General features: G+C 74.1%; 16 protein-coding genes. 4 read left to right on the top strand and 12 right to left on the bottom strand.

Annotated features, from left to right (window positions below):
* Window positions 1–148 precede the first annotated feature (148 nt).
* Window positions 149–2,356, top strand: coding sequence for a cellulose binding domain-containing protein (locus IC607_RS09250; protein WP_304516311.1), 2,208 nt, complete (start codon window positions 149–151; stop codon window positions 2,354–2,356).
* Between the two features lie 28 nt (window positions 2,357–2,384).
* On the opposite strand, the gene IC607_RS09245 is transcribed toward IC607_RS09250, so the two are convergent.
* The 6 genes from IC607_RS09245 to IC607_RS09220 form a co-directional block, all read right to left on the bottom strand.
* Window positions 2,385–2,996, bottom strand: coding sequence for a hypothetical protein (locus IC607_RS09245; RefSeq protein ID WP_191787108.1), 612 nt, complete (start codon window positions 2,994–2,996; stop codon window positions 2,385–2,387).
* Window positions 2,993–3,673 (bottom strand): hypothetical protein, encoded by a 681-nt coding sequence (locus IC607_RS09240; protein ID WP_191787107.1) that lies wholly within the window; start codon window positions 3,671–3,673, stop codon window positions 2,993–2,995. The genes IC607_RS09245 and IC607_RS09240 overlap by 4 nt, the downstream gene beginning before the upstream one ends.
* A 23-nt stretch (window positions 3,674–3,696) precedes the next feature.
* The gene (locus IC607_RS09235; protein WP_191787106.1) at window positions 3,697–5,181 is read right to left on the bottom strand and encodes a hypothetical protein; all 1,485 of its coding nucleotides are present in this window, start codon (window positions 5,179–5,181) and stop codon (window positions 3,697–3,699) included.
* On the bottom strand, window positions 5,178–5,468 hold the full coding sequence (locus IC607_RS09230) for a hypothetical protein (protein WP_191787105.1): 291 nt from the start codon (window positions 5,466–5,468) through the stop codon (window positions 5,178–5,180). The genes IC607_RS09235 and IC607_RS09230 overlap by 4 nt, the downstream gene beginning before the upstream one ends.
* Window positions 5,469–5,495: 27 nt before the next feature.
* Window positions 5,496–5,792, bottom strand: a complete 297-nt coding sequence (locus IC607_RS09225) for a WXG100 family type VII secretion target (RefSeq protein WP_191787104.1) — start codon at window positions 5,790–5,792, stop codon at window positions 5,496–5,498.
* An 80-nt stretch (window positions 5,793–5,872) separates the two neighbouring features.
* Window positions 5,873–10,168, bottom strand: a complete 4,296-nt coding sequence (locus IC607_RS09220; RefSeq protein ID WP_191787103.1) for an FtsK/SpoIIIE domain-containing protein — start codon at window positions 10,166–10,168, stop codon at window positions 5,873–5,875.
* Between the two features lie 135 nt (window positions 10,169–10,303).
* Between IC607_RS09220 and IC607_RS09215 the strand changes: the two genes are divergently transcribed.
* Genes IC607_RS09215 through moaA form a run of 3 tightly spaced genes read left to right on the top strand, consistent with a single transcriptional unit; the run spans window position 10,304 to window position 12,176 of the window.
* Window positions 10,304–10,780, top strand: coding sequence for a molybdenum cofactor biosynthesis protein B (locus IC607_RS09215; protein ID WP_191787102.1), 477 nt, complete (start codon window positions 10,304–10,306; stop codon window positions 10,778–10,780).
* Window positions 10,777–11,193 carry a molybdenum cofactor biosynthesis protein MoaE gene (locus IC607_RS09210; protein ID WP_191787101.1) on the top strand — a complete coding sequence of 139 codons (417 nt, stop codon included), beginning with the start codon at window positions 10,777–10,779 and terminating at the stop codon, window positions 11,191–11,193. Before IC607_RS09215 ends, IC607_RS09210 begins: the two co-directional genes overlap by 4 nt.
* Window positions 11,190–12,176, top strand: coding sequence for a GTP 3',8-cyclase MoaA (moaA, locus tag IC607_RS09205; RefSeq protein ID WP_191787100.1), 987 nt, complete (start codon window positions 11,190–11,192; stop codon window positions 12,174–12,176). Before IC607_RS09210 ends, moaA begins: the two co-directional genes overlap by 4 nt.
* Before the next feature lie 6 nt (window positions 12,177–12,182).
* Here the strand turns inward: moaA and IC607_RS09200 are convergent, their stop codons facing one another.
* From IC607_RS09200 to IC607_RS09175, 6 genes are read right to left on the bottom strand one after another with little or no spacing between them, the layout of a single operon-like run.
* Window positions 12,183–12,416 carry a MoaD/ThiS family protein gene (locus IC607_RS09200; RefSeq protein WP_191787099.1) on the bottom strand — a complete coding sequence of 78 codons (234 nt, stop codon included), beginning with the start codon at window positions 12,414–12,416 and terminating at the stop codon, window positions 12,183–12,185.
* Window positions 12,413–12,679 carry a DUF6457 domain-containing protein gene (locus IC607_RS09195; protein WP_191787098.1) on the bottom strand — a complete coding sequence of 89 codons (267 nt, stop codon included), beginning with the start codon at window positions 12,677–12,679 and terminating at the stop codon, window positions 12,413–12,415. The genes IC607_RS09200 and IC607_RS09195 overlap by 4 nt, the downstream gene beginning before the upstream one ends.
* Window positions 12,676–13,275, bottom strand: coding sequence for a molybdenum cofactor guanylyltransferase (locus IC607_RS09190; RefSeq protein WP_370526108.1), 600 nt, complete (start codon window positions 13,273–13,275; stop codon window positions 12,676–12,678). The genes IC607_RS09195 and IC607_RS09190 overlap by 4 nt, the downstream gene beginning before the upstream one ends.
* A complete protein-coding gene (gene moaC, locus IC607_RS09185; RefSeq protein WP_191787097.1) occupies window positions 13,272–13,742 on the bottom strand; it encodes a cyclic pyranopterin monophosphate synthase MoaC in 471 nt (156 codons plus the stop codon). The genes IC607_RS09190 and moaC overlap by 4 nt, the downstream gene beginning before the upstream one ends.
* Entirely contained in the window at window positions 13,742–14,935 is a 1,194-nt protein-coding gene (gene glp, locus IC607_RS09180; RefSeq protein WP_191787096.1) for a gephyrin-like molybdotransferase Glp, read from the bottom strand. The genes moaC and glp overlap by 1 nt, the downstream gene beginning before the upstream one ends.
* A 57-nt stretch (window positions 14,936–14,992) precedes the next feature.
* Entirely contained in the window at window positions 14,993–16,126 is a 1,134-nt protein-coding gene (locus IC607_RS09175; RefSeq protein WP_191787095.1) for a ThiF family adenylyltransferase, read from the bottom strand.
* Between the last annotated feature and the right edge of the window lie 4 nt (window positions 16,127–16,130).

The following is a 16,130-nucleotide window of genomic DNA, read 5'->3' as shown; positions in this document are numbered from 1 at the left end:
GCGGTTCGACGACCCGTCGGTGAAACGTTTCGCGGCATCCCCGCGAGGGGGGATTGCGCTTACCGTGACGCCGGGCTCTCGGCGACGACGGCGTCGCCGCCCTCGACGGAAGAGGCACCTGATGCGCGCCCGGAGAACTGTTCCCTGCTTGCTCGCCGCCGCCCTGGCACTGGGCGGCGCAGCGGTCGCGACGTCCGCGTCGGCGGCGACCGGCTGCCGCGTCGACTACACCGTCACCAACCAGTGGGGCGGGGGTTTCGGAGCCGACGTGAAGATCACCAACCTCGGCGACGCACTGAGCTCCTGGGCGCTGACCTGGTCGTTCGGCGCCGGGCAGACCGTCACCCAGGCCTGGAACACGACCGCGACGCAGAGCGGTGCGGTGGTCACCGCCCGCAACGTGTCCTACAACGGCTCGATCGCGACCGGGGCGAGCACCTCGTTCGGCTTCAACGGCTCGTGGACGTCCAGCAACCCCGCGCCCACGTCGTTCTCGCTGAACGGCGTCACCTGCACGGGCGGGACGACGACGCCGACGTCGAGCCCCACGCCCACCAAGACCCCGACCACCACGCCGACGCCCACCCAGACCCCGACGCCCACGGCCTCGCCGACCACTCCGACGACGCCCGTCGCGGGTGCGTGGCAGGCGGAGAAGCTCGACCGCGGACTGATCAGCGTGCGGTCGGGCAGCGGCAACCTGGTCCAGTGGCGGCTGCTGGGGACCGAGGCTGCGAGCACGGGCTTCACCGTGTACCGCGACGGCACCAAGATCGCCGGGCCGATCACCACCGGCACCGACTACCTCGACCCCGGCGCGTCGGCGAGCGCGTCGTACACCGTGCGGGCCGTCGTCAGCGGTGCCGAGCAGGCCTCGTCCGCACCGTCGCTGACGTTCGCCAACGGGTATCTGGACGTGCCGATCTCCAAGCCCGGCACCGACTACACCGCCAACGACGCGAGCGTCGGCGACCTGGACGGCGACGGGCAGCTCGAGATCGTCCTCAAGTGGGACCCCACGAACTCCAAGGACAACTCGCAGTCCGGCGTGACCGGCAACGTGTTCGTCGACGCCTACGAGCTGAACGGCACGCGGTTGTGGCGCATCGACCTGGGCCGCAACATCCGGGCCGGCGCGCACTACACGCAGTTCCAGGTCTACGACTACGACGGGGACGGCAAGGCGGAGGTCGCGATGAAGACGGCCGACGCGACGAAGTCCGGCACCGGTCAGGTGATCGGGAACTCGTCGGCGGACTACCGCAACTCGTCGGGCTACGTCCTGTCCGGCCCCGAGTACCTGACCATGTTCAACGGGAAGACCGGCGCGATCCTCGACACTGTCGACTACGCACCGCTGCGCGGCACGGTCTCGAGCTGGGGTGACAGCTACGGCAACCGCGTCGACCGCTTCCTGGCGGGCACTGCCTACCTGGATGGCCAGCGACCGTCGCTCATCATGGCGCGCGGCTACTACACGCGGGCCGTGATCGTGGCGTGGGACTTCCGCAACGGCAAGCTCACCAAGCGGTGGACGTTCGACAGCAACGACTCCGGCAAGTCGTCGTACGCCGGTCAGGGCAACCACCAGCTCATCACGGCCGACGTGGACCAGGACGGCAAGCAGGAGATCGTCTACGGCGCCGCCGCGATCGACGACAACGGTGCGCCGCTGTGGAACACGAAGAACGGGCACGGCGACACCGCCCACCTGGGCGACCTGATCCCCAGCCGGCCGGGCCTCGAGTACTACAAGGTCGACGAGGACGGCAGCAAGCCCGCGTCCTGGATGGCCGACGCCAAGACCGGTCAGATCCTGTGGAGCACGCCGGCCGACGGCGACAACGGGCGCGGGGTGTCCGAGGACATCTACGCCGGCAGCGCCGGGGCCGAGTCCTGGTCGTCGACCGACTCGCAGCTGCTGAACACCGCCGGGGTCGGCATCGGCCGCAAGCCGTCGTCCACCAACTTCCTGTCCTGGTGGGACGCCGACACCTCCCGCGAGCTGCTGGACGGCACGCACATCGACAAGTACGGCACGGGCGGGGACACCCGCCTGCTGACCGGCGCGAGCGTGCACTCGAACAACTCGACCAAGGCCACCCCGTCGCTGTCCGGCGACATCCTGGGCGACTGGCGCGAGGAGGTCATCTGGCCCACGTCCGACGACTCCGCGCTGCGCATCTACGCGACGCCGATCGCGACCACCACGCGGGTGTGGACCCTGCTGCACGACCAGCAGTACCGCACGGCGATCGCCTGGCAGAACACGGCGTACAACCAGCCGCCGCACACCGGGTTCTTCCTCGGTTCGCCGTTCACCATGCCGGCGCAGCCGAAGATCTACACCCCCTGACGCGCGAGGTGCGGGCCCCGGCGGCACCTCAGCCGCCGGGGCGAGCGGCGCGTTCCGGACGTGCCGCGACTCCTAGCTCGTCAACGAGCTTCTGCACCTGGCGAAGGCTGGCTGGGAACACACCTCCGGCCCTCGCCCGCGCGGGGACGACGATCAGCATCGGGCCGCGGGCGATCGCGACAACGACTGCCGGGCGCGGTGGTGTCCCGGCGCATCCTTCACCCACCGAGATCGACTCGACCTTCTTCCAAAGCACACCCACGACACGTCGCGGTGTCCCGGAGCCGGAGCCGCGCCACACCTCGACCCCGAGGTCGTCCCAGGTCAGCACGACGTGCGTACCTCCGCTGCGGCGGAACATCTCCTTGATCCCCATCGACCTGAGGGCCGGTCCCAGCCCCGCGTCAGCCCATCCGGCGGTGATGGCGGCGTCCGGTCTCGCGGCACGCACACCTCTCCCAAGCCGAGTCGTGATCACCCACACCCAGGCATAGATCGGCACGACGATCACCACCGCGGTGGCACCGAGAACGAGGCACATCCCAGTTCTGGTGAAACCTTCGGGCGGCTCGGGCACGAGCAGCCCCGAGAGGTAGAGCGCGACTCCGGCCGTGGTGAGCACGGCGCGGGTTCTGGTCACCGTGTCATTCCTCGCTCGTTCGTCGTGGGTTCAGTCGTGGGTTCAGTCGTGGATCCGGTCGGGTGTTCGCTCGAGGAGCCGCTCGGCTCGTCGGGCCTGGCTGCGGCCGGGACGTCGACCGTGGCGACGATCACGTCGAAGAGCTCGACCATCACCTCCGCGGCGGCCGTCATCGGGGTGCTGAAGCTGAAGAGCAGCAGGTCGGTGGCTGCCGGGAGGTCGAGCCAGTAGTCGGCGCGCAGCATGGTGACGGAGCGCGCTCCGAGGCTGTCGGGGCCCGCTCGTCGCCAGACGCGACGCAGCAGCGCGCCGCGCTCTTCGACCACCAGCTCCACGCCGCCGTCCTGCTCCGCGAGCTCGGCCTGCAGATCGGCGAGCTCCCGCGCACGGGGCACGCGGTAGGCCGTGATGGAGGCCGGCAGCGGCACGTCCTGCCACTGCATGAGGGAGAACGCGAGCAGGAACGCGCCGGCGTCCGCCGCATCGCGCGCGATGCGACCGACCTCCGAGCGCAGGTCCGCGCGCAGCGTCGCCTTCCGGTCGCCGCGGCCCACCTGCCGGTCGACGAGGGCCGCGACCGACCTCTCGCGGCGGTCGGGCGACCGGACGTCGACGACCCACCACGAGTCCGGCAGCAGCACGTCGACGTGCGGGGACCGGTCCTGGCCGGCTTGCACGGGCCTCACCTCGGCGGCCCCGTTCATCGTCCCGCCCCGCTCAGGTTGAGCCGCTCCGTCGCGTGGCGATCGCCCTGGATCCCTCCCAGGCTCTCGACCGCGTGCCAGCCCCCGGTGGCGAGGGTGTCGTTGCCGAGGCGCCAGTCCGCGAAGTCCTGCGCGCCGACCACTGACTCGACGCCGATGTACCCCTGGACGCCCAGATCGGCGCGACGCCACCTCGCGGCCGACGTGAGCGCCGAAGCGAGGTCGGGAGAGGCGTGCAGCTTCTCCGGGTTCACCTGACGAAGTGCGGCGAGGTGCTCCGACAGCTCGCGGTCGCCGAGCACGCGGGTGGAGAGCCTGGTGCCCGGGGCCGCCTTCCAGAGCTCGCGCAGCGAGGTCCCGCGCAGAGCCTCCCGCCCCGCCGCCAACCCGCTGGTGTCGAAGATCCTGAGCCCGTCCTTGAGTGCCTGCTTGCCGGACGCACCCGCGATCCATCGGCCCGCCATCTGGAGGTCCAGGTCCGCGTTGGCCGGCCCGACGAGCTCCACGCGCTCCTCCTGACGGACCACCTTCCGCTTCTGCCGTACTCCGTTCCTGCCGGCGGGCCGACCAGCACGCGGCACCCCTGCCGTCCGCTCCTGTGCGACGCGCTCGGCCTCCTTGCGGGCCGTACCTCGCGCCGCGCGTGTGGTGGTGCGCGCCATCGTCCCGAGGCTGCGACCCACCCCGCCCGGCACGATCGCCGCGACGTCCCACGCGACGTCTCCCCAGGTCACCTCGCCGTCCATCACCAGCATCAGGTCGGCGAGCAGCTTGATCGCGGCGGCGACGACAGCGACCAGCGCGAGCAGCTCGCCCACGAACGGCACCCAGCAGAAGACGACGGCCAGGATTCCGGCGGCGTTGGAGATCACGTCGGCGACGGACGCGATCGCGCGGCACGCGTCTTTGCCCCAGTTCTGCCACCAGCCGTCGTCGAGGCCGTCGTCGAGAGCCTCGCGGATGGTGGCGGCGGCGGTCTGCGCGGCCGTCGCCACCCGCGTCCGGGCCACGTCCAGGTCGGCGACGGCACGGTCGAGCGCCTGCTGCGCCGCGTCCTGCTCGCAACGGGCGTCCTCGAGGTCACGGGTCCGGGCCGCGAGGTCGTCGGGCGTGGCGGCGTCCACGGCCGCCGCGGCGAGGCCGACCTTCTGCCGCGCGACCTGGAGGTCGTCGGATGCCGACCTGCCTCGGGGGATCACGTCGTCGGCCAGGTCCTGCGCGCTGCGCAAGCCGTCGGCGTAGACCCGCAAGGCTCCTGCGACCGCCGCGTACCGGCCGTACGCGCGGCTGACCTGGTGCGCGACGTCCCGCGCCTTGCTCCCGACGGCCGCCACGGCCTCGGAGCGGTCGGTCCGCTCGTCGGCGATCTGCCGCAACCGCCGGGCCGCCGTGCGGATGGCCTCCGCGACGGCCAGGTAGTCGTCGGCCGCACGACTGACAGCCACCGGGTCGCCGGGCAGCGACGCCAGCTCCACGCTCACTGCTCACCCCGCAGCGCCGCGGCGAACTGCGTGTCGAGGTCGGCGAACGCGTCGCTCACCACCCCGCAGGAGTCGGCGAGGGCGGCGATGTCCTGAACCATCTCGGAGCGACGGTCGTCCCACCCGTGGGCGAAGTCGCGCACGGCCGCCGCGAGCTCCTCATGGCCCACGTGCTCGGCCAGCGCGTCGCTGTGCGCGTCGGCCCCGTCGAACTCGGCCGCCACCGTCCGCAGCGAGCTGCCCGCCTCGCGCAGCGCGTCGGTGTCGATCGTCAACCGGTCGGACATCGTCCGTCCCCCTGCCTCGTCGGCGCCTCAGCCGCGCAGTGCGGTGGCGAGCTGCTTGTCCGTGTCCTCCAGGGCGTCCGACGCCTTGCGCAGGTAGTCGCCCAGGCTCGACAGGCCGCCCATCAGCTCCGTCGCGCCGTGCGTGAACTTGCGGTACGACTCACCGAACGTCACCGACGCCTGGTCGGTGACGAAGCCCGAGGAGATCAGGCCCTCGATGAAGCCCTTGAGCTCGCCGAGCTTGGTGGTGATGTCGTCCTGGCCGGTGGTGAGCCGGTTGGCGGCGTCGCGCATGTCCCCGTAGGAGACGTTCAGGTTGGTCATGGTTCCTCCAGGTGTTTCCGGCCGGCGGAGGTCTCCGCCTGACCTGAACGCTACGAAGGAACGTGTCCGTTTCGTCCGAGTTATCCACAGGTCTGGTCGGCGACCGGGACCTGCACGCGGCGGACCCTGCCGCCCTCGACGAAGACGCCGCGCCCAACCGGGAAGTCGGCCCGCGCCATGCGCGGGAATGGCGTGCGGAACAGGGCGTCGCCGTCCAGGTGGTCGGGCTGCAGGAGCAGGCCGCGGCGGCCGGCGCGCACCTCGGCGACGAGAGGCCATGACGATCCCCACCCCGTCGTCTCGCCTTCCGCGATCACCAGGTGGTCACCGCGTCTCGCGGCCCGGACCACCTCGGTGAGCACCTGCTCGGCGGGACCGCCCAGCAGGTCCGCAAGGCCCTCGACGACGAGCACGACGGGCCGGTCGGGATCGGCGGGGGCGGTGACGGCCGCCAGGACCTCGCGCGCCAGCTCGGCCGCCGCCGCCGGGTCGAGCGCCACGCCGGACCAGCGACCGCGGGAGTGGACGGGCGAGCGGCGGTTGCCCACGTAGTACAGCGGCGCGTCGGGCGACCAGCGCCGGACCGCGGCCGCGAGCGCCTCGAGCGCCGTCGTCCGGCCGCTTCCCGACGGACCGGCCAGCAAGAACGTCCCGCGGGCGTCGAAGCCCACGGGCTGCAGCGAGTCGTCCGCGACCCCGACCACCGGCCTGCCGTCGACGGCCGCCGGCAACCCGGACAGCGCGACGAAGGTCGGCAGGCGTTCGACGCCGGGCGCGACGACAGGCGACGCGGCGGCCAGCTGCCGCAAGGCCGCGGCCTGACCGGCAGGTGACGACGTGCCGCCGACGACCGCCACCTGCAGCTCGTCGACCTCGCCCGCGAAGACGCCGCGCCCCGGCGGCGACCCCGGACCGAGCACGTCCTTGGGCACGCCCAGCAGCCCGTACGCACCCTCGTCGGCCTGCCGCAGCACCAGCCGCCGCCCCACGCTCCCGGCCAGCGACGTGGGCAGCGCGTTCGGCCGCTCGGCGGCCATGACCACGTGGATGCCGAGCGGACGCCCCTCGGTCACGACCCGCTGGAACGCAGCCCACGAGCCGGTGCGCGCGGCATCGGCCTCGTGCGCGTCGCGGAAGGCGGCCAGCCCGTCGACGAGCAGCACGATCCGCGGCTCGTCCGGCCGCCCGGCGAGCTCCCGGTACTGCGTGATCGAACCGGCGTGGACGGCCGCGAAGCGCGTCGCCCGGTCGTCGAGCTCGTCGCGCAGGCTCCGCAGGAGACGGACCGTGCGCTCCGTGTCGGCGCCGTCGATCACGGCTCCGACGTGCGGCAACGCCTCGAGCATCGCGAGCCCGCCCGCTCCCAGGTCCAGGCCGTAGACGTGCGTCGGCGTCCCCGCGCAGGCCGCGGCGATCGTCCGCAGGACGGTCGACTTTCCCGATCCGCTCGTGCCCAGCACCACCAGGCCGCCGTCCTCGTCGGGCCGCAGGCACAGCTCACGCTGCTCCTGCTGCGCGGGCAGGTCCGCCAGGCCCACCGCGAACGCGCCCCCGAGCGACGCGAGGTCGACGACGTCCGGCAGCGTGGGCACCCAGGGCCGCCGCGGTGCAGAGATGTCGAGCGCCGCGGCCCGCACCGTGGCGACCACGCGCTCGATGTCGGTCGGGCCGTCGTCGTCGGGCCCGTCCGCGGTGTGCGTCGGCCGCAGCTCCCACGGCACGCCCGGCCCGAAGACGAGGTGCTCGACGCGCACGCCGGCCCGCCGCGGCCCGCTCGACGAGCAGCCGCCCGCGTAGCCGGCCTGGAACATCGCGACCCGGCCGGGCCCGGTCCGCACCGCGCCGCGTCCAGGTATCCCCGGGTCGAAGCTCGCCGCGAGCGCGCTGCCCAGGACGTCGGTGGAGTCGTGCTCGTCGGCCATCCGCAGCGCGATGCGCAGGTTGGTGTTGGCGCGCAGGTTGTCCTTGATGACGCCCGCCGGGCGCTGGGTCGCGAGGATCAGGTGCAGGCCCAGCGACCGGCCGCGCTGCGCGACGTCCACCACGCCGTCGACGAACTCCGGCACCTCGGTGACGAGCGCGGCGAACTCGTCGACCACGAGCACGAGTGCGGGCGGCGTGTCGGGATCGCCCGTGCGCTCCAGCTCCAGCAGGTCCTTGACGCCCTTGCGGTTGAACAGGTGCTCGCGGCGGCGCAGCTCGGCACGCAACGAGGTCAGCGCACGGCGGACGAGCGCCGGCGACAGGTCGGTGACGAGCCCGACGCAGTGCGGCAGGTCGGTGCAGTCCGCGAACGCGGCCCCGCCCTTGTAGTCGACGAACAGGAAGGTCACACGGTCGGGCCCGTACGCGGTCGCGAGCCCGAGCACCCACGACTGCAGGAACTCGCTCTTCCCCGCGCCGGTGGTCCCGCCGACGAGCGCGTGCGGCCCCTGAGCGCGCAGGTCGAGGACGAACTGGCCGCCCGCTCCCGCGCCGACGACGGCGCGCAGCCCCGTGTCGTGCCGTCGCCTCTGCGGCGGGCCGTGCCGGTCGAGCACGGATCCCGTCTCGTGCCAGCGTTCCAGCACGGCGGTCGCGCTGTCCGCCGTCTGCGCCCCGACGAGGTCGAGGAAGCCGATGCTGCGCGGCAGGTCGCTCTGGTCCAGCACCGGCGCGCCGGCGTCGACCACGGCGCTGAGCCGTCGGGCGAGCTGCTCGGCGGCGGGCGCGTCCAGCCGTTCAGGGGCCATGGGCGTCCACGTCCCGTCGAGGACCGCCCCGCGCGCGGCACCGTCACGGCCCGCGACGACGAACGCCCGGCATGCCGCGGGCAGCCGGTCCGCCCTCGTCGCGCACCACAGCACGTGCACGCCCGCCGACGGTCCCGTCTCCGCGAGCCGGACCAGGCGGGCCCGGTCGGCGACCGTGTCGTCCTCGACGACGAGCAGCACGGCCGGTCCGCCGGGGGCCGCGAGGCGCTCGGCGACCAGCTCCTCGAGGCGGGCGACCAGCGGGGCGGCCGCCGCCGGGTGAGCGGCGAGGTGCGGACCCGGCAGCGGGCTGTGCGGCGAGTCGACGTGCGGCAGCCAGGTGAGCCAGTCCCAACGGGCGTGGCTGAGCGGCGAGGCGAGCGCGGCCACGACCAGCTCGGCCGGCGAGTGCAGGCCCACGACCTGCGCGACGAGGGCACGCGCCACCTCGTCGGCCGCGTCGCCTGCCACGCCCACGGCACCGACCTCGGCCAGGTCCGCCGCGACGGGCACCCCGGTCACGTCGGCGAACCGCGCGCGCACGTCGTCGAGCGCCGCCCACAGCGCCGGCACCGCGGACCCCTTGGTGGGCATCGTCAGCACGGTCCGCGACGGCACGGTCCCCACCCCCAGACGGAGGTTGAGGAAGGTCGGGTGCTCCCGTCGACGTGACCACAGCAGGTCCCCGAGGTCGGCGACGGACGCCACGACGTCCGCGGTCGCCGCGAGCTCGGCGTGCCGCTCGGCCCGCTCGTGCGCCTGGGCGGACGTCAGCTCGTCGGCGAGCGCGTCGAGCGCCGCCCGGAACTCCTGCTGCTGCCGGCGGGTCTTGCGCCGGTCCCCGAGGCGCCGGTCCACGTACGTGCCGACGACGATCAACGGGCTGAGCGCCAGCAGCACGAGCGTGAGCGTGCTGCGCAGGAAGACGAACAGCATCAGCCCCATGACCAGCGGCGCTACCAGCGCGACGACCGGGAGGCGGCCGGGCGGCAGTGGCTCGGGGACGGTCGGCGCCTCGAGCTGACGGTCCGTGACGGGGGGCACCACGCGCGGCGGGCGGTTGAATGCGACGGCCGGCCCGGGGGCCGGCGCGTCGTGCTCCTCGTCGAGCGCCCGCACGCTCAGCACGGAGTCGCCCAGCAGCACGTAGTCGGACGGCCCGACGACCGCGCGGTCCACGCGCCCACCGCCGACGACGATGCCGTTCGACGAGCCCGCGTCCACGATCTCGACGTGCGCCCCGACGAGCACCCGCGCGTGCGTCCGCGACACCATCGGGTCGTCGATCACGACGTCGCAGTCGCTGCCCCGGCCCAGCGTCGCCACGCCGCCGCGCAGCTCCACGTCCAGCCCGGCCGCCGGACCCGTGACCACCTGCAGGCGCGCACGCCCGTCGCGCGGCCGGACGCGGTCGGGCCCGACGACGACCACCGACGACCCCGCACGCAGGGCGACGTCGGTCACTGCGGCGTCCCTCGCGAGGGTGGTCACCGCGCCGTCGGGGTGCTCGACGTGCAGCGTCCCGTCCGTGGTGTCGGGCGCCAGGGCGTCCGCGACGTCACCGACCGTCGCACCCACGTCCGTCGTAACGACGACGCGCACCTCGTCGCCGCTCGCGCGCCGCACCGTCAGACGTGTCCGCACCGCTACCTCCCCTCGTCGGCTCGACCGTAAGCGGGTCGCGGACGGTCTCGTCGAAGTTGTCCCCAGGTCGCGGCCGGGTGTGACGTCCGTGGATCGCGGGGGCAGATCGTGTCCGGCCGTGGTTACCCTGACGCCATGGCTGCCCGCTCTGCCGTCGTCGTGGTCGTCTCCGACCGCTCGGCCGCGGGCGTGCGCGAAGACCGCTCGGGTCCGGCGGCGCACGAACGGCTCGAGGCGGCGGGGTACGACGTCGACGTCCGCGTGGTTCCCGACGGCGCCGAGTCCGTGACGGCCGCGATCAGGTCGGCCGTCGAGCTCGGTGCGTCCGTCGTCGTGACGTCCGGCGGCACCGGCGTCTCGCCGCGCGACCAGACCCCGGAGGGCACGCGCCCGCTGCTGGCCCGCGAGCTGCCGGGCATCCCCGAGCTGCTGCGTCGCACAGGCTCGGTGGCGACGGCGGTCCTGTCCCGCGGCCTGGCGGGCATCACCGCCGAGGGCGTCGTCGTCGTCAACCTGCCCGGTTCACCGGGCGGCGTCGCCGAAGGGCTCGACGCCGTCGTCCCGCTGCTCGACCACCTCGTCGACCAGGCGCACGGCGGTGATCACGCGTGATCGCGCTCATCCAGGAAGCACCCCTCGACCTGCAGTTTCACGTGAAACATGTCAGCGACCCCGCAGCCGGCGCCGTCGCGACGTTCGTCGGGCTGGTCCGCGACCACGACCCGTCCGTCGAGGGGCAGGTCACGGGGCTCGACTACTCCGCCCACCCGGACGCGGCGGCCGTGCTGCGGCGGATCGCGGAGCAGCACGCGGCCGACGACGACGTCCTGGGACTCGCCGTCACCCACCGGATCGGGCACCTGGACGTCGGAGAGGCCGCGATCGTCGCGGCCGTCGCCACCGCGCACCGGGCAGCGGCTTTCGACGTGTGCCGCGCGCTCGTCGAGACGATCAAGGCCGAGGTGCCGATCTGGAAGAAGGAGCTGCTGGCCGGCGGCGAGCACGTCTGGGTGGGGATGACATGAGCGTGCTGACGGACCGGTTCGGACGCGAGCACCACGACCTGCGGATCTCGCTGACCGACCGCTGCTCGCTGCGCTGCACGTACTGCATGCCGGCAGACGGCGTCCCGTGGCTGGCGCGTTCCACGATGCTCAGCACCGAGGAGATCATCCGCGTCGCGCGCGTGGGCGTCGAGCACGGCATCACCGGCATCCGCCTGACGGGCGGCGAGCCCCTGCTGCGGGTCGACGTGGTGGACGTCGTCAGCCGCCTCACCGCGCTCGACGAGGCGCCCGAGGTCTCGCTGACGACGAATGCGCTGCGCCTGCCCGCGCTCGCCGCACCTCTGCGCGACGCGGGCCTGGCCAGGGTGAACATCAGCCTCGACACCTTGGACCGCGCGCGGTTCCAGCAGCTCACGCGCCGCGACCGCCTGGTGGAGACCATCGCCGGCATCGCCGCCGCGGAGGCCGCGGGGCTCTCGCCCATCAAGATCAACGCCGTCGCGATGCGCGGGGTCAACGACGACGAGGTCGTCGCCCTGACCCGCTTCGCCGTCGAGCGCGGCTACCAGATGCGCTTCATCGAGCAGATGCCGCTGGACGGCGGACACACGTGGGACCGCGTGCAGATGGTCACGCAGGCGGAGATCCTGGAGCGGCTGTCGGCGGAGTTCACGCTCACCGAGGTCGCGAGCCGTGGCCCCGCGCCGGCTGAGCTCTGGTACGTCGACGGCGGCCCGGCGACCGTCGGCATCATCGCCAGCGTGACCGCGCCGTTCTGCGGGTCGTGCGACCGCCTGCGCCTCACCGCCGACGGCCAGCTGCGCGCCTGCCTGTTCTCGGAGGCCGAGGTCGACACCCGCCAGATCCTGCGCGAGGGGGGCACCGATGACGACCTCGCCGACGCCTACCGCCGCTGCCTGGCCGGCAAGAAGGCCGGTCACGGCATCGGCGAACCCGGTTTCCACCAGCCCGACCGCCCCATGAGCGCGATCGGCGGCTGACGCGGCCTACCCCCCGGCGAAGGGCGGCAGCACGTCCAGGGTGGCTCCTGCCCGGATCGCGTCGTCGCCTTCCACCCGCACGCCGTCCGCGAGCAGGGCGCACCGCGGCAGGACGGGACCGAGGGCCGCGTGCCGCGCGACCAACAGCGTCCGCACGTCGTCGGCCGACCCTGCCGCCACCTGCTCGTCGTCCACGCCCGCCGCCTCGGCGGCCGCAGCGAAGTAGCGGACGGTGATCACACGCCCTCGGCCCACTGCGCGGCGTGCTGCTCGACGATCCGCAGCAGCCGCTCCACCTCGTCGGGCGTGGTCCCGGCCGCGGCGAGGCCCGCGACGAACATCGTCACGGGCACGGCGGGCCGCGCGACCTGGTGCGCGACGTCGCTGGCCAGGTCGAGCAACCGGTCGATGTCGACGAGCGAGCGGTCCACGCCCATCTCGGTGGTCACGCGGTCCACCCAGGCGGGCAGGTCCGCTCCGGGGGCGCGGGGGTCGTCGCTCATGGCTCGATCGTGCCACGCAGCCGCGCGTCGAGGGCGTCGACGTCCGCCCAGGTGTCCGCGTCGGCGGACAGGCCGCCCGGGTCGGGGACGTCGACGAGGCGCAGCTTCTCGACCAGGCGGCGGACCGCGGCCCCGTGCGGGTCATCCAGGCCGACGAGCGCCGTGTCGAGCGCGGCGCGCCGGTACGCCGCGAGCAGGTGCTGCGGCCTGCCGTCCTCGTCGACGACCCGAGCGCCGTCGGCCTCTCCCGCGGCGTCCAGCAGCGCCGGGACCAGCACGTTCGCCCCGGGCACGTCGCACGCGAGCACGACGACGACGTCGGCGCCCGGGCCCAGTGCTGCCAGCCCGGCAGCCAGGCCGGCGACGGGCCCGCCGCCCGGCGGATCCTCGAGCACGGTCGTCACGCCCGGTCGCGCCAGCGCCGGCGGGCCGACGACGACGACGCGCGCCGCACCCGCGACGGCCGCGAGCGCGTGGTCGAGCAGCGCCCGCCCACCGACGACCACCTCCGCCTTGTCCGCCCCGCCGAGCCGGGACGCGGCACCGCCCGCGAGCACGACGGCGTCGAACGCGGCGCCTCCGTCGGCGATGGTCACGCCCGGTGCCAGTCGCCCGACTTCCCGCCGGTCTTCGCCTCGAGCCTCACGTCGCTGATCTGCACGGACTTGTCGAGGCCCTTGACCATGTCGACCACCGCGAGCGCGGCGACGGAGACCGCGGTCAGCGCCTCCATCTCGACGCCGGTCCGGTCGGCGGTGCGGACGGTCGCGCTGACGTGCACCCCGTCGTCCCGGACGTCCAGGTCGACGACGGCCCCGTGGACACCGATGACGTGTGCGAGGGGCAGCAGCTCCGCGGTGCGCTTGGCGGCCGCGATTCCGGCGATGCGCGCCACGGCGAGCACGTCGCCCTTCGGGACGTCGCCGGAGCGCAGCGCGGCGACGACGTCCGGCCCGCACAGCACGCGGCCCGTCGCGGTCGCCGAGCGGACGGTCGGCTGCTTGAGGGTCACGTCGACCATGCGCGCGTGCCCGGCGGCGTCGAGGTGGGTGAAGTCGCTCATCAGATCACCTTCAGGACGTGGAGACGATGGCCGACGACGACCTCGTCGACCTCGGCGGGGACCACGGCCAGACCCTCGGCGAGGGCCAGCCGGGCGACGAGGTGCGAGCCCGAGCCGCGCGCGGTGGCCGGCACCACGCGGTCCGGGCCGACGAAGCGGACGGGCATGAGCTGCGCGCGCCCGGGTGGGGTCCGCCAGCCCTCGTCGGCCACGGCCTGCAGGGACGGACGCTCGACGTCCGCCGCCCCGAGCATCCGCCGGATCGCCGGGCGGACGAACATCTCGAACGACGCGAACGAGCTCACCGGGTTGCCCGGCAGGGTCCAGATCGGGGTCCCGCCCGGCAGCCGGCCGAGGCCCTGCGGCTTGCCCGGCTGGACCGCGACAGGGAGGAACTCGACCTCGGAGGCGAGCGCGGCCTTGACCACGTCGTACGCTCCCGCGCTGACGCCACCCGACGTGACGATGCCGTCGACCTCTTTGTCCAGCTCGAGCAGTCGGCGGTGCAGCGCGCCCGGGTCGTCGGCCAGCGGGCCGATGCGGACCGGTTCGCCCCCCGCCTCGCGCACGGCCGCGGCCAGCAGCCAGGAGTTGGAGTCGGGCAGCTGGCCCCGTCGCAGCGGCTGACCCGGCTCGACGAGCTCGTCGCCCGTCGACACGACCGCGATGCGCGGGCGCCGGTGCACCAGGACCCGCGCGCGCCCGACCGACGCGAGCGCCGCGACGTGCGCGGGCCGCAGCACCGAGCCGGCCGCGACGACCACGTCCCCGGCGGAGGCGTCCTCGCCCGCGCGCCGCAGGTGTGTCCCGGCCGGCGAGCCGGCGTGCACCGTCACGACGCCGCCGGGCGCCCAGCCGTCGGTCGCCTCGACGGGGACGATCGTGTCCGCGCCGGGCGGCAGCGGTGCCCCCGTCATGATGCGGGCCGCGGTGCCGGGCTCCACGACGGGCTCGTCGGGCGACCCCGCGGGCAGCTCCGCGACCACGCGCAACGACGCGGGCACGTCGGCGACGTCCGCGGCCCGCACGGCGTACCCGTCCATCGCGCTGTTGTCCCAGCGGGGCAACGCGTCGTCGGTGCGCGCGTCCGCGGCGAGGACGAGACCCAGGGCCTCGTCGAGACCCACCTCGACCACCGCCAGCGGCGCCGCGAGCGCGAGCGTGGCCGCGCGATGCTCGTCGAGCGTCCGCACGCGATCTCCCTCCGAGAGCCAGCCTTGCCGCCCCGATCCTGCCAGGTGACGGGCCGGTCAGGGACGCGCGAGCCAGGCCTGGATGCCGCCCGTCAGGTTGACGGCATCGACGCCGGCGGCGCGCAGGACCTCGACCGCCACCGCCGACCGCCCGCCGACGGCGCAGTGCACCACGACCTCCCGGTCCCGCGGCAGGTGCGCGGTGCCGGTCCCGTCCAGCACGCGCGCGAGCGGGATGAGCTCGGCCCCGGGGATCGACGCGACGGCGGCCTCGCCCGGCTCCCGCACGTCGACGAGCACGACGTCCCCCGCGGCCATCCGCGCCCCGAGCTCGTCGACGGTGATGTCGCGAGACAGACCCTTGCCGCCGAGATCGACCTCTCCAGGGGTCGATCTCGGCGCGAAGGGTCTGTCTCGGTCGGCCGCGCCCACCAGCGGGATCGTCGTCCAGCGCGCCCGCGCCGCGTCGACCACCAGCACGCGCCCCAGCAGCGGCTCGCCGACACCCGTCACGAGCTTGACCACCTCGGTCGCGATGACGGACCCGATCTGCCCGCACAGCGCCCCGACCACGCCGGCCTCGGCGCAGGACGGCACCTCGTCGGGCGCCGGCGGCTGCGGGAACAGGTCGCGCAAGGTCACGGCCGGCACCCCCTCCGGCGGCCGCCCCCAGAACACGGAGGCCTGCGCGTCGAACCGCAGCACCGACCCCCACACGACGGGCACGCCCAGCCGTTCGCACGCGTCGCTGACCAGGTAGCGCGTGGGGAAGTTGTCGGTCCCGTCGACGACCACGTCGTGGCCGGACAGGATCTGGTCGGCGTTCTCGCTGGTCAGACGCACGCGGTGCGTGACGACACGCACCGACGGGTCCAGCTCGACAACGGCGTCACGCGCACTGTCGACCTTCGCGCGGCCCACGTCGGACGTCCCGTGGATCACCTGCCGCTGCAGGTTGCTGACGTCCACGACGTCGTCGTCGACCACCGTCAGCGACCCCACGCCCGCGGCCGCGAGGTACTGCAGCACGGGCGCACCCAGCCCCCCGGCCCCGACAACGCACACACGCGCGGCCCGCAACCGGCGCTGCCCGTCCAGCCCGATCCCCGGCAGCAGCACGTGCCGCGACGCGCGCGCAGCCTGCTCGGGCGTCAGCGGGGGTCCGGGCTCGACGATCGGCGGGATCTGCACCCGC

Source organism: Cellulomonas sp. JH27-2, assembly GCF_014837175.1.
GTDB lineage: Bacteria > Actinomycetota > Actinomycetes > Actinomycetales > Cellulomonadaceae > Cellulomonas.
Note: the sequence above shows the minus strand (reverse complement) of the source record. Positions and strands in the feature narration are given on the sequence as shown.

Coding starts and splice junctions, on each gene's coding strand:
- IC607_RS09225 (WP_191787104.1), bottom strand. CDS start 5,792: ATGACCAACCTGAACGTCTCCTACGGGGACATGCGCGACGCCGCCAAC.
- IC607_RS09195 (WP_191787098.1), bottom strand. CDS start 12,679: ATGAGCGACGACCCCCGCGCCCCCGGAGCGGACCTGCCCGCCTGGGTG.
- IC607_RS09215 (WP_191787102.1), top strand. CDS start 10,304: ATGGCTGCCCGCTCTGCCGTCGTCGTGGTCGTCTCCGACCGCTCGGCC.
- moaA (WP_191787100.1), top strand. CDS start 11,190: ATGAGCGTGCTGACGGACCGGTTCGGACGCGAGCACCACGACCTGCGG.
- moaC (WP_191787097.1), bottom strand. CDS start 13,742: ATGAGCGACTTCACCCACCTCGACGCCGCCGGGCACGCGCGCATGGTC.
- IC607_RS09230 (WP_191787105.1), bottom strand. CDS start 5,468: ATGTCCGACCGGTTGACGATCGACACCGACGCGCTGCGCGAGGCGGGC.